Genomic DNA, 14,069 nt, shown 5'->3' with positions numbered 1-14,069 from the left:
GAGAGTATGCGGATGAATAAAATAGTTATCTTTTACGATAAATCGTTTCCTTATGAGGGTGTTCGTCCGAACGCAAAGCAGCTGGCGGATCTTGCCGATTTCGGTTCGGTTACGGATGCGCAAGGATTGGCGGATGCGCTTCGAACGGCACAAGGATTGGTGCATTTGCACGGCCGTTATTTTCCGAAAGAAGCTTGGCCTGCTTTGCTCGATTACTTCAAGCAGGGTAGAGCCTTGCTGCACATGGGAGGAGCGCCGTATCGCGTTCCCGTCTACTTAGAGTCAGGACACTGGCGTGCAGAGCCGGAGCAAACCGCCTATCACCAGCAGCTGAATATCCATGAGATGCTGACCGTGGATGCGGGCCCCATCAAGGAATATGCGGCGAATCCGGACATTCCGCTGTTCGAAGACAAGCAGGCGATGTTCTCGGTACAGCCGACAGTAGGCTTTGTGCTTCATGCGACGAAGGCTGACGATCAACCCGGTCAAGGCGGCTCAAGCGGGCCGATGGATGCGCATATTTACCCGCTTCTGAAGGGCATTTCCGCTTCCGGGCGCGAGGTAGCCGCACCATGCGTGCTGCTGGAAAATACGAAGGGAGCTTTTGCCGGCGGCCGGTGGCTGTTCATCAACCAAACGCTGGAGGACCGTTTTTGGAGCGGGGGAGGGGCGGATGCTATCCGGGAGTGGAGCGCCTATTGCGCAAATGGCGTAACCGAAATTTGGTTTAAGCCGAACTATGGCTGCTACGATCCGGGCGATCGGCCGACACTGACGCTGCAGCTGCAGGAGCTGGGCGGGAGGAGAGCGGCAGCTACTGACTCGGGCGACAGCGAACGGCCGGCGGAATGGCGTTTCCATATCAAAGTGAACAAAGAAACAGCAAGCGGGTTTCATTCGATATGGAGCGGGGAATCGGAGCTTCAAAGCTCGCGTGAGCTGACATTTTTGCGAATTCCTGTGCCAATAGCTGTGGAGCAAGGGTTTTACGAGGCTGTTTGCGTCGCCGTATCGGACCGCGGTGAAACGCGCACCTACCGTCAAGGCTTTTGGGGCTTTGACGAGCAGCTGCTGCATGAGGGTGAAATGCTGACGTGCGATCGCGATTATTTCCGGAAAAACGGCCGGCCGCTGCCGATTGTCGGAATGACCTACATGACCTCCGATGCTGCGCGCAAGTTTCTGTTCATGCCGAACGTGTCAACGTGGGACCGGGATATGGCTCAAATGAAACGGGCTGGCATTAATTATATAAGAACCGGCATTTGGACTGCTTGGCGGCAGGTCATGTTCGTTGACGGACATCCGTCCGAGGAGGTGCTGCGCGCGATCGATGCCTTCTTATTGACAGCCAAAAAGCATGATTTGGAGGTCACCTTTACTTTTTTCGCTTTTACGCCGGAAGCTTGGGAGGGTGTTAATCCATACCTTGACCCGAGAAGCGTCGAAGCTCAAAAAAGATTTGTTGCGGCAATCGTATCGCGTCACGCCAATTCCACGCATGTTCATTGGGATCTCATTAACGAACCGTCAATGTTCCACCCGGACAAAACGTTCAGCGGGCCGCAAACCTGCGGCGATCCTTATGAGCAGGAACGGTTTATCGAATGGCTGCGGCTGAGACATAACGGTGACATTCGGCTGCTTCAGGAGCGCTGGAATATGACTCCGGCCGAACTTCCCTCCTTTCGAGCGGTAAAGCCGCCCCGCAAGGAGGATATCAATTTCAATACGACTGCCATTCATCCGAAAAAGAACGGACCGTTGCTGGATTACTGCTTGTTTACGATGGATATGCATAATCAATGGGCGCGGGAGCTCAGCGCAACGATTCGGCGCATACAGCCAAAGCAGCTCATTACGGTCGGGCAAGATGAAGCGCTTGCCGGTCAGAGGCCCTCTCCATTCTTTTATGAGGAGGCGGTTGACTATACGAATGTCCATTCCTGGTGGCTTATGGATGATCTTGTGTGGGACACCGTGTTCACCAAGTCACCGAATAAACCTAACTTAGTGCAGGAAACGGGCATGATGTACGTCGAAACGCCGGATGGCAAGGCGAAACGATCGGAGCTTGAGCTTAGAAATATTTTGGAACGGAAATATGCTTATGCTTTCGCTACAGGAGCGGCAGGAGCAGTGCAATGGATTTGGAATATTAACTTTTATATGCATAACGTGAACGAATCGAATATCGGTGCCCGAGCGGACGGTACCGAGAAGCCTGAGGCGGACGTTTCTTATAATTTCGGCCGCTTTATCGGCGCAATCGGTCATTTGTTTGAAAACCGGCGCTTGGAGGAGACCGCCGTCATCTATCCGTATTCGAATGACTTCTCCGCACGCGGTATGGCGCAGGCTGCAACGACAAAGCTGACAAGGACGATGGCTTATGAGCTGAAGCAGCCTTTCCGCGCACTCGGCGAGTATCAGCTTGAAGAGCTTGCCGAGCAGACTCCGAAGCTGATCCTTGTGCCAAGCGCGCATAATTTCAGCGGTGAGGCGCTTAACAAGCTGCTGAGCCATATCAGTCAGCATGGAGGTACGCTCCTGTTTACGGGACCGATCAGTATAGACGAGTATTGGCGGACGACAGACCGGATGGTTGGCATGATTGGCGAAACCCGGGTTGGCAACGTGCTTCGGGAGGAAGTATTGGAATTGGAAGGACGGCTCATTCCGGTATCTTTTGCAAATAACCGGATTGCAGAGGCAGCCAAAGAAACGGTTGTAACTGCTTCCATTACATCATCCTCTGCGCCGCTTACCTCCAGGAAGCTCGGAAAAGGCACCCTTCTTTGGTGCCCGCTTCCAATCGAATTAAACGACCGTTCGGATGCACTTACTCAGGTATACGACTATGCGATAGGCCTGGCCGGGGTAGCCGCTGAGCTTTTATGGCTCAAAGGCGGGGAGCTACCGGGCGTTTACGGACGCAAACTCTCTTTCGGAGAAGGGGCGCTGTTCATTTTTGTTTCTGAATATGCGGTAAAGGCTGAAGTGGAAATCACGGATCCCGAGTCCAGCATTTCATATAGCTTCGCATTGGAGCCAGAGAGAACGGTTATGTTCGCGACCGATCAAAGCGGAAAGCTGCTTGCCGTGTATCGTCCGGACGAGGTTGCGGTTACGATAAACGAACGATAAGGATAACGAAAGCTGCGAATGGAGGCAAATATATTGACGGAGCATACTTTAGCGAGGCCAAGCAAGCAGCAGTTGGCGTGGCAGGATTTGGAGCTGGGTTTGTTTTGCCACTTCGGCTTGAATACGTTTTGCGACCGCGAATGGGGAGAGGGGAGCGATTCCCCGGCGGCGTTCAATCCGGCTGCGCTTGATGCCAGGCAGTGGGTAACGACGGCTAAGCGGGCAGGCTTCAACTATTTCATGCTGACAGCCAAGCATCATGACGGCTTTTGCTTGTGGCCGACGGAGACAACCGATTATTCGGTCAAGTCGAGTCCATGGAAAAGCGGGCAAGGAGATGTCGTACGTGAGTGCGCCGATGCTTGCCGTGAGGAAGGGATGCGCTTTGGCCTCTATATTTCTCCTTGGGACCGGCATGATCCGCGTTATCCGGATGAGGCTGCGTATAATGATGTCTATTGCGCGCAGTTAACGGAGCTTCTTACCGGATACGGACCGTTGGTAGAAGTATGGTTCGATGGCGCAGGCTCCGAAGGAAGGCAATACGATTGGCCGCGTATTATGGGTCTCGTTAAGCAGTATCAGCCGGATGCCATGGTGTTTAATATGGGCGCGCCGACGGTGCGCTGGGTAGGCAATGAGGACGGCATAGCTCCTTATCCATGTTGGAATGCGGCGGAAGCGGCGCGAGTGAGCATGTTCACGAACGACATGACGGCGTGGCTGCCTGATACGCCGGAATGGGTGCCGGCTGAATGTCCGGTTCCGATACGGGGCAATCATTGGTTCTGGCATCCTAACGATGAGACGCCGCTTCGTTCCCTGGAAGAGCTGATCGGCATATACGAACGCTCCGTCGGCCACGGCGCGACGCTGCTGCTCAATGTTGCGCCGGATAACAGAGGCCTGTTCCTTGAAGAAGAGGTCCAGCGCGTGATCGAGCTGGGAGATGAAATAAAAAGAAGATATGCGGTCGCTCTCGCGGAGAGCAGCGGCGGCGGACGTTCAATAAGGATTCAGTTGAATCGGGAAGAAGACATTCACCGAATGGTCATGATGGAGCAGATCGAGCACGGCGAAAGAGTGCGGAGCTATGTTGTGGAAGCGGAGAGCGGAGGAGATTGGATCGAGATTGCGAGAGGCAGTGCAATCGGACATAAGAAGATTGACTCGCTGACCGTGCCGATTCGCACCTCGCACATTCGCCTAACGGTATTGGAAAGCGTCGGCGAGCCGCATATTCGTTCATTTTCCGTTTATAAATAACTACTAATTTAATGCTGAGGTGACTAATATGCAATTACCAAAGACTGTTCAAAAATGTATTGAGCAAGCAGAAACCGAGCTTGCCTATAACCCGAAGCTGCTGCGTATGTTCAAGCAATGCTTTCCGAATACGCTGGAGACGACGACCCGCTTGATGGACGACGGCTCAACCTTTGTTTTTACCGGTGACATTCCGGCGATGTGGCTGCGCGATTCCAGTGCCCAAGTAAGGCATTACCTGCCGCTTGCCGCGCAGGATCAGGAGCTGCAGCGCATGATCGAAGGATTGGTCAAACGTCAGCTTAAGTATATCCAAATTGATCCGTATGCGAATGCCTTTAATGAAGAGGACAATGACAACCGTTATGAGGACGATTTAACGGAGCTGAACCCTTGGGTTTGGGAGCGGAAGTACGAAATCGATTCGCTTTGCTACCCGATTCAGCTCAGCTACTTATATTGGCAGCAGACGGGAATAACCTCACTGTTCGATGAAACGTTTTTGGAGACCATGAAGACGATTATCAGCTTGTGGCGTACGGAGCAAAGGCATTTTGAGCAATCGCCTTACCGCTTCGCAAGGACGACAGGTCCGAAAACCGATACGCTGCGCAACAATAGAATGGGCATGCCGGTCAATTATACGGGTATGACCTGGTCCGGTTTCCGGCCAAGTGACGACGCCTGTACGTTCGGCTATTTAATTCCGGCTAACATGTTCGCTTGCGTCGTGCTCGGTTACATGGAGGAAATTGCGGACCGGATTTACGGCGATGAGCAGGTGAAGAAAGAGGCGGCGATTTTAAGAGAAGAGATCGATTACGGCATCCGGACGTACGGCATTTACCGGCATCCGGAATTCGGCGAAATGTTTGCTTATGAAACCGACGGCTTCGGCAATTACAACCTGATGGACGACGCGAACGTACCGAGCCTGCTTTCGATCCCCTATCTGGGTTACGCGGACAAGGATGATCCTATTTATATCAATACGAGAAAATTTATTTTGAGCAAGCACAATCCTTATTATTACGAGGGGAGTCATGCTAAGGGTATCGGCAGTCCGCACACGCCGAAATCATATATTTGGCACATCAGCCTATCGATGCAAGCATTAACGTCGTCCGATAACGAGGAAATCGCTGAAATTATCCGGACCTTGACAAGTACCGATGCAGATACCGGATATATGCACGAGGGCTTCCATGTTAATGATCCGAACGAATACACGAGACCATGGTTTGCGTGGGCTAACAGTCTGTTCGGCGAATTGATCTATAAATTAATGCAAGAGCAGCGTATGAAGGAGCTAGCCCTGGCAGATAAAGGGGAACGGTAGCATGGAATCTGCTGTTAGGCTGGCCGAACAATACCGCGGGGGACAGCTGGAAAATATTCATTTTGGCCATATTTGCGGAGTGGACGAAAGAGGCGGGATTATTTATCGGGCCGGGGATCCGGAATGGGTCGCTTTCATGCGGTCTGCAGCCAAGCCGTTTCAAGCGATTCCCGCGTTTATTCATGGCGTTCCCGAGACCTATGGCTTTACCGATAAAGAAAAGGCTGTCATGACGGCTTCCCACCGCGCGGAAGCTTATCATGTGGAAGCGTTAGAATCGATGCTGAGCAAGATCGGTGTGAGCGAGGAACAGCTTATTTGCTCGCATACATACCCGCTCAGCCCGGCAGCGCGTGATGAACTAATCATAGGAGATAAGCCGAAGAGGCGCATCTACCATAATTGCTCCGGGAAGCATCTCGGCGTTCTTGCGTGGAGCAAGGAGAAGGGGTATGCGCTGGAAGGCTATGCAGAGCCTGAACATCCGGCCCAAGCGGAAATAATGGACATCGTCTCTTATTTGTCAGACTGTTCTGTGGAAAGCATTCAGACCGGCATCGACGGCTGCGGGCTCCCGGTGTACGCTCTGCCTTTGCAAAATATCGCTCGCATGTATCTAAAGCTGGCTTGCCCCGATTTGATCGAAAGGCCTGAGGTCAGGGGTGCCGCGAGCGAGGTTTCCCGTTTAATGAATGACCATTACGAAATGGTTTCCGCTCCATGGTTCATTTGCTCGACTCTGCTGAGAGATCCGAACATCGTAGCCAAAGGCGGGGCGAAAGGCATTTATTGCTTCGGTCTGCGAAAGGAACGGATCGCATTCGCTTTAAAGGTGCTCGACGGCTCTGAAGAGGCTTGGCCGATCATCATTGCTTCGATTCTGGAGCAGATCGGTTATGACAATCAGGCTACGATCGACCGCATGTACGCCCTGACGCCGAAGGAGCTTCGCAACGACAGTGGCCAAGCGGTGGGAGAAAACAAAGCGGTATTCGAGCTGCATAGAAACAGTTGATATAAAACGGTAATAGAAGCCGGGAGTTGAACTACTCATTAATGCAGCTTGCATTGAGCCGTCCCAAAAGGCTGAACTGTGACCCGAAAGATAGACACTTTGCAAAAAGCGCCGTCGTTCGGGTCACAGTTCAGTCAAAGACTAGGGGCGGCTCTTTGTGCCTCAAAGTAACCTTGGAGGCACAGTTAGGTGCATAAATGGTAAGCGTGAAACTCAGCCAGTCGTCAATGAGATGCGGTTAACGAAGGGGATGAATCCCCGAACGCCGACTGCGAAGCGGACTTTTCCAATTCAAAGCACCCGTCAGGACGAGGGCAACGAAGTAGAGAAGCAAAGAAACGGCGATTGAAGCAATTACGCTCCATAACAGCGGCAGACCTTGGACGGTAAGATAGTCAAAGGTCCAGCGCCCGCATAACGCCATCAATACCATGCAGATACCGACCTTGATATACGGACGGATACTCCAATAAAATCCAATCGAGCTTGAGATCGAAAAAAAGTTGAGAAGCGTTTGCATGACAATGCCGATGCCGATGCCGTACGCGACGCCGGCAATGCCGAATTGGCTGCCGAACACGAAGATGGCAATAGCCTTGAATATCGTAGCCACCACGTAGTTCCAAAGCGTAGCTTTCGCGCGGCCAAGCCCGAGCAGGATCGCATGCAGCGGCGCGTCAAAATAATGCAGGAAAAACATCGGCGCCAATATTTTCAGCAGCAATCCCGCTTCCGGTGCGTTGTAGACAAGCGTCGTTAGCGGAGTTGCCCACTCGAACAGAATAACGGTCGCCGGCGCGCCAATCAGAAGACCCAAGCCCATCGCCTGATTCATCCGTTCATGCATAAGCAGGCCATTCTTGTTCGCCGCTGCCTCGCCGATTGCAGGAACAAGTGCGGTGGACAAGGATTGCGTAATAAAGCTCGGCATGAAAAGCAGCGGAAACGCATAGCCGGCCAGCATGCCGAATTGCTTCGTGGCTAACGCCGTGCTGATGCCGGCCAGCGCCAGGCTGGTTGTAATGAGAAGCGGCTGAAATGTGCTGTATAAGGATTGAATAACGCCGTGTCCGGTCGTCGGCAGGCCGATCTGCAGCAGCTCGGAGAGCGTGCTTCTTCCTTGTTTCAGGTGGCTCGCCCATGTCTCGCCTTTAATCTTCGATTCCCCGTACAGCTTGTAGCTTGCCACCAGAAATAAGAGACTGATCGCTTCGCTGACGACAGAGGCAGCCATTGCGCCCGCAGCCGCATACGCGACGCCGTAAGGCAGCAATAGGTGCACCAGCGCAAGTACACAGGCGATCTGCACCGTATGCTCCAGCACATCGGAAACGGCGATGGTCTTCATCTGCTGCATGCCGCGGAAGTACCCCTTTAACACCGCGGAGACGGCGACAATCGGCGCGATCGGCGTAATCGCGAGCATCGCGTAATAGGCGCGCGGATCACTCAGCAGGATGGATGCAATCCACTCGGATCCCAGCAGCGAGACGGTCGTAAGGGTTACGCTCAAGACACCTGTGACGGCGAGCGAGACGTGCAGGATGCGCCTTACTTTCACCCGGTCGCCGCGAGCGCAGGCTTCCGCTACCAGCTTCGAAATCGCCACAGGCAAGCCCAACTCCGTTATCGTAATGACGAGCGGCACGAGCGGATGCGCCATCATTAAGAGGCCGATTCCCTCCGCGCCCAGTACGCGAGCGATATACATGCCGCTGATAAAGCCGAGAATACGGTTGATGAAAGCGGCGGCAGACAAGACCAGCGTTCCCCTCATGAACGATTGCCCGTGTTGTGGCATAGCTTGGTTCCTCCTGTTTATCGAATACTTTTAATTGTATTCATTATTTGGAAAAGCATGCGAACAAGCTTGAGTAATAACATGACTAAGGCTCAACAAGGTACGGAATGACCTTATTCTACTTTGAACCCCTTCATAGTACCAAAACCGCCAAATAACCGCGCTTTTTCGAAAATGGAGAGCTTGGAGAAAAAAGAGTACTTTATCGCTCTAGTGTTTACAAGGCATTAATGAAAAAGGAGATTTTCGTGGAAAGATGGCAATTGCGGGCATTTGAGATTTCGTATTATACATGAATTAGTTAAGTGCGTCGCCCTAGCGGCTGCGCATATGAATATCCGCGATTAATAAGGAGGAACTGGCTGAATGAGCAACCAGGAGACGCATCTAATTGAGGAGCATCAGACGGAACAGGAAGCAAACGAAGTGGAGAATGGCGTTCATAATTTCAGCAGCGAAGAAGATTGGGTAAAGCCGGAGGATCCGCTTATTCTTGAACGGCTCGAATGGTTTAAGGACCAGAAGCTCGGCATCATGATGCACTGGGGCCCTTATTCGCAGCTCGGTCTCGTAGAATCGTGGGCGCTCAGCGATGAAGACGGCGACTGGTCCCGTGACGGAATTGACTGGGGCGTAGACAGCGAGGAGCTGAAGCGTCAATATTTCGATTTGAACAAAACGTTTAATCCTGTCCGGCTGCAGCCGGAACTATGGGCAGAGTTAGCCGCGGAGGGCGGCTTCAAATATTTAATTTTTACGACGAAGCATCATGACGGATTTTGCATGTGGGACACGCATACAACGGACTATCGGATTACCGGTTCGGAGACGCCCTTCCACACGCATAAGTACGCGGATATTTGCAAAAATGTGTTTGATGCCTTCCGGGACAAGGGACTGGCAATCTCGGCTTACTTCTCCAAGGCCGATTGGCATACGCCTTATTATTGGGCCAAAGGGATGGCGCGCGGCAATGAAACATGGCGCGGTCCTTCCTATGATCCGAAGCAGTATCCATGGCTGTGGGAGAAGTTCGTGCAATTCACGCATAAGCAAATGATGGAGCTTCTGACGAAGTATGGACGTATCGATGTGCTTTGGCTGGATGCCGGCTGGGTGAGAGACGGCGGAAGAGTGCCGCAAGATATTCGCTTGGGCGAATTGGTCGATCGTGCGCGCCGGATACAGCCTTGGCTGCTTTCGGCAGACCGGACGGTCGGCGGTCCTTATGAAAATATCGTGACGCCGGAGCAGACGATTCCGGACGGACCGATGAGTGTGCCTTGGGAAAGCTGCATAACGCTGGGGACTTCCTTCTCCTTCCGCTATGAAGACAAATACAAATCGCTGCGCCAAGTGGTCCGCATTCTGATGGAGGTCGTCGCCAAAGGAGGCAACTTAGCGCTAAATGTCGGACCTCAGCCTGACGGACGGCTTCCGGAGGGAGCGATCGCGACAATAAAGGAATTAGGCGCTTGGATGAAAACATACGGCGAGGCCGTTTACGGTACGAGAATTTGCGCCCCTTACTTTACGGACGGCTTTGCCTTCACTTCCAAAGAAGACAACGTATACGCAACACGCTTATATCCGTCTGAGCAAACGCCGGTCGCGGGGTCTATCACAATACCATATAAGGGACAGGTTGCAAGCGTCGAGCTGATCGGTTCAGGCGAAAGCTTGCCATTTGAACGGACGGAAGCGGGACTAAACGTAGAGCTGCCGTTATCCGAGCGGTCAGGCAAAGCGCCGGTGGCGCATGTTTTCCGGTTGCTTAAGTAATTAAATAATATCTCCGGCAGCTGGAGTGAAACTGACGTCTTCCTAAGACGTCAGTTTTTTAAAATACAAAAATTTATAACGGCGACAGCCGTTTAAGATTGGATACCCGCAATAAACCAATTATAGTCATTCGTCATTTAAAGTATAGTGGTGTATGATTAATGAGATACCCTATACATCTTATCGTACAGAAAAAACAAAACTAACGCTAACAGATAGATAAGCAAAAGGGGAAGGGGATACAAGGATTGAACAAAATGTGGTTTCGCCGTTTGTTGTTATCGTATCTGCCTGTCTTTTTTATCGTTACCATGATTTTGTTTGTTGTTTTTTTCCAAACCTTGAATGAGCAAACCCGGAGAGAAGCTATAAAAGCGAATGAATATTTGGCGCAGCAGGTCATTCTCTTTACGGATAATTCATTAAAGTCAATCGATCATCAAGTTGTCCGGGAAATATTGACGAATTCCGATGTAAGCCGTTTTTTTAGCAGAGACAGCGTAGACGTCATGACGAATATTCAAGCGATTAAGGTAATCGATGATTTGAAATTCAATTATCCCATTATTGACTCGATTTATTTTGTCCGCTTAAAGGATAGATTTATTTTTGGCGACGCGCCAAGATCGTTTGACGATTTTCATGATAAGGCTTTCATTAAACAGTATGAAGAACAAGAGATTTCGACAAAATGGACAGGCGAACGAACGTACAAAGCGTATTCCAATTCCGATGCCGCAAATGTGATCACCTTAGTCAGGGAAGCACCCTACAATATGCGTGTGAAGCAGGGCTATTTCGTAGTAAACGTCAGTCTGGCAAAGCTGAAGTATGCCATAGGCCAAATGTATAATTCGGATATCAGTTTTGTAAGAATGATCGATAAGGAAGGTCATAATTTGCTCGGGGACGAACTCGATCATTCCGGCACCGACACGATTTTATCCAAATACACTTCTCCCTATACCGGATGGGATATCAACAGCGGGATTCTTGACAAAAAGGGCATGAAATTTGCACTGACCTTTTATAACGTATGGGTCGTTTTTGCGTTAGCCGTTGTTATTTTCGGTATTGTATGGGTTATTTATGTAACGAAACGAAATTATAAGCCGATTCATCAGCTCGTGTCGCTCATTCAAGCTTATTCGTTGAAAAGTGACGGTACGGGATCAGCCAAGGAAGGCGAATTTGGCTTTATTCAAAATACGCTCGAAAGCTTAATGAGCGAGACGAAGCAGTACCAGCAGCAGTATCGGGAAAAGCTCATTTTGCAAAAAAAATATCATTTTCATCAGGTGCTTGAAGGCAACGTTCAGATAAGCGATGAAGAGTGGATTTCTGAGCTTAGAAATTATGATTTGGATGTGGCCGATAAAATATCGAATGTTTACGTTATGGAAATCGATTCCTATCTGGCATTTGCAGAAGCTTACAGTAACCGTGACCAATCTTTATTGAAATTTACCTTATACAGCGTTATTCATGAGATGGCCAAAAATAACGGCGCCGTCGTCTGGGCGGAATGGACGACCGATCGTCGGGTGTCCTTCATCCTATGGCTGCCGACATCGGCAGATGCTGCGGAGAAGAACGAATCCATTATTCAAGCTTGCCGCCTTTGGATTGAACAAAATGTCAGCTTTAATATAACGATTGGGCAAGGGGAACCGGCTTCTACGCTGGATGAGCTGCGCCGGTCCTACGAAATGGCGAACCATTGCTTGCAGTATAAGGCTGTACTAGGAAGTAACCGGATCATTACGGTAGAAGATACGGTAAGACCGCAGAAAGAGATTCAGGAATATTTCAAAACGATTTATTTGCTTTCCCAGTCGCTCCGCCTTGCAGAAGGTGATTGGACGAAGCATTTGACCGTGTTTTTTGATCAGATCAGGGAGTCATTGCTGCCGCGTAAAGAAATAGAAAGTCTGATGCAATTTTTCATCCACCATTTGGAGGGCGAATTACTGGAGTTGTCCAAAGAATACCGCAACATTTGGCGCAACATTCAAGCGGAGCTGCATGAACTCGCTAAACGGTGGGATAACGTGGACGAGCTTCAGCAAGGGTGCAGCGTCATCTTCGAAATGATGAACGAGAAAATGCAGTCGCAGCGGGATTCACACAGCAACAAGGCGCTCATTATCGAAATACGCTCGTATATCGAAGAAAATTACGCCAATTCAGAGCTGTCGCTCGATTATTTAAGCGCAAAATTTCAGTTGAATGCCAAGTATTTAAGTAAAATGTTCAAAGAGGAGTTCGGAGAGAATTTCGTCGATTTTCTGATCGGTCTTCGTATCAACAATGCGAAGCAAATGCTTCTTGAAACGCAAAAGTCGATGCAAGCGATAAGCAACGAGGTAGGTTATTATAATTACAACTCGTTCAATCGTGCTTTTAAAAATGTCGTCGGCCTTTCTCCGCGGGATTTTCGCAAGCAGCTTGGAGATGTGAACTAAATGAAAAAGCTTTATCGCTAAAAAAGCTTTGAGAGCGCGGTTTGCCGCATTCTCAAGGCTTTTTTGTATGTCATCTATCGAAGCGGGAATTATGAAGGAATAGTGAAAAAAGCAATAATCGGCTTATATCCTTTTAATAGCACAGGCTAGAAAAAGGATAGAAACACGAATCTTACGAATTGATGAAGATTTAGTAAACAGGCTAGAATCGAATTGTGGATCAGGACAAAATGGATAACGCAATAACGTTTCGTTAAATCGCTGCAAAGGAGAACTGCGAATGGGTCGTGCACAAGTGAATGTGTTAGAACAGTCAGTCATTCCCGAGAAATACTCAAAAAGTAAATTATCAGCAGGGAAGAAGATAGCGAGACATTGGGAATTGTATCTTTTGGTTCTTCTACCCGTCCTCTACTTAATTATTTTTAAATACGTGCCGATGTTCGGCGTCCAAATCGCATTTAAGGATTTTAACGTCGTGCAAGGTATCTGGGGCAGTCAATGGGTCGGACTTAAGCATTTTGAAACATTTTTCACCTCTCCGAATTTCTATCTGATCATTAAAAACACGATCGTAATCAGCTTCTATTCGCTGCTTGCAGGCTTTCCGATTCCGATATTTCTTGCTCTTGCTTTAAATGAAGTGCGAACGGGCAAATTTAAGAAATCGGTGCAAATGGTTACTTACGCGCCGCATTTTATTTCTACCGTCGTTATGGTTTCGATCATCATGCTGATGCTTACGCCGCATGTCGGCGTCATCGACAGAGTGTTTTCTTTCTTAGGCTGGGAAATGACCAACTTCATGGGCGTTCCGGAATTTTTTAAATCGATTTACGTATGGTCGGGGGTTTGGCAGGAAATGGGCTATGCTTCCATTATATATATTGCGGCACTCGCCAGCGTCGATCCTTCGCTGTATGAGGCTGCAAGAGTAGACGGCGCTTCCCGATGGAAGAAGATTATTCATATCGATCTGCCGTCGCTTCTCCCGATCGTGGTTATCATGCTGATTCTCAGCTTGGGAAATATCATGGGCGTCGGCTTTGAAAAAATATATTTGATGCAAAATCCGCTTAACCTAAGCTCCTCTGAAGTCATTTCTACTTACGTTTACAAAGTGGGACTCGTCGGCGCGAATTTCAGCTTCTCATCGGCGGTCGGCTTGTTCAACTCCGTCATCAATTTGATTTTACTATTGGCGGTAAATTTCTTCGCGAAGAAAGTTTCGGAAACAAGTTTATGGTAGGG

At 49.9% G+C, this 14,069-nt stretch carries 8 protein-coding genes; 7 read left to right on the top strand and 1 reads right to left on the bottom strand.

Features of this window, described 5'->3' with window-relative positions; genetic code table 11:
• The first annotated feature begins 12 nt into the window (after positions 1-12).
• Genes DFP97_RS19660 through DFP97_RS19645 form a run of 4 tightly spaced genes read left to right on the top strand, consistent with a single transcriptional unit; the run spans position 13 to position 6,770 of the window.
• Positions 13-3,150 carry a beta-galactosidase gene (locus tag DFP97_RS19660; protein WP_181873593.1) on the top strand — a complete coding sequence of 1,046 codons (3,138 nt, stop codon included), beginning with the start codon at positions 13-15 and terminating at the stop codon, positions 3,148-3,150.
• Positions 3,151-3,183: 33 nt separating this feature from the next.
• The gene (locus DFP97_RS19655; protein ID WP_245976439.1) at positions 3,184-4,416 is read left to right on the top strand and encodes an alpha-L-fucosidase; all 1,233 of its coding nucleotides are present in this window, start codon (positions 3,184-3,186) and stop codon (positions 4,414-4,416) included.
• A gap of 28 nt (positions 4,417-4,444) precedes the next feature.
• Positions 4,445-5,755 (top strand): glycoside hydrolase family 125 protein, encoded by a 1,311-nt coding sequence (locus tag DFP97_RS19650; protein ID WP_114381889.1) that lies wholly within the window; start codon positions 4,445-4,447, stop codon positions 5,753-5,755.
• A 1-nt stretch (position 5,756) separates the two neighbouring features.
• Positions 5,757-6,770 (top strand): asparaginase, encoded by a 1,014-nt coding sequence (locus DFP97_RS19645; RefSeq protein ID WP_114381888.1) that lies wholly within the window; start codon positions 5,757-5,759, stop codon positions 6,768-6,770.
• A gap of 238 nt (positions 6,771-7,008) precedes the next feature.
• Here DFP97_RS19645 and spoVB read toward each other — a convergent pair whose 3' ends face one another.
• On the bottom strand, positions 7,009-8,571 hold the full coding sequence (gene spoVB / locus DFP97_RS19640; RefSeq protein WP_114381887.1) for a stage V sporulation protein B: 1,563 nt from the start codon (positions 8,569-8,571) through the stop codon (positions 7,009-7,011).
• 366 nt (positions 8,572-8,937) lie between these two features.
• On the opposite strand from spoVB, the gene DFP97_RS19635 reads away from it, so the two are divergent.
• The 3 genes from DFP97_RS19635 to DFP97_RS19625 all read left to right on the top strand — a co-directional run bounded on the left by DFP97_RS19635 (position 8,938) and on the right by DFP97_RS19625 (position 14,067).
• Positions 8,938-10,353 (top strand): alpha-L-fucosidase, encoded by a 1,416-nt coding sequence (locus DFP97_RS19635; RefSeq protein ID WP_114381886.1) that lies wholly within the window; start codon positions 8,938-8,940, stop codon positions 10,351-10,353.
• Between the two features lie 257 nt (positions 10,354-10,610).
• Positions 10,611-12,818: a helix-turn-helix domain-containing protein gene (locus DFP97_RS19630; RefSeq protein WP_245976450.1), complete on the top strand. Its 2,208-nt coding sequence runs from the start codon at positions 10,611-10,613 to the stop codon at positions 12,816-12,818.
• Positions 12,819-13,098: 280 nt separating this feature from the next.
• Complete coding sequence (locus tag DFP97_RS19625) at positions 13,099-14,067, top strand: ABC transporter permease (protein ID WP_114381884.1); 969 nt, start codon at positions 13,099-13,101, stop codon at positions 14,065-14,067.
• Positions 14,068-14,069: the final 2 nt, after the last annotated feature.

This window comes from Paenibacillus prosopidis (genome assembly GCF_003337375.1).
Lineage (GTDB): Bacteria > Bacillota > Bacilli > Paenibacillales > Paenibacillaceae > Pristimantibacillus > Pristimantibacillus prosopidis.
Note: the sequence above shows the minus strand (reverse complement) of the source record. Positions and strands in the feature narration are given on the sequence as shown.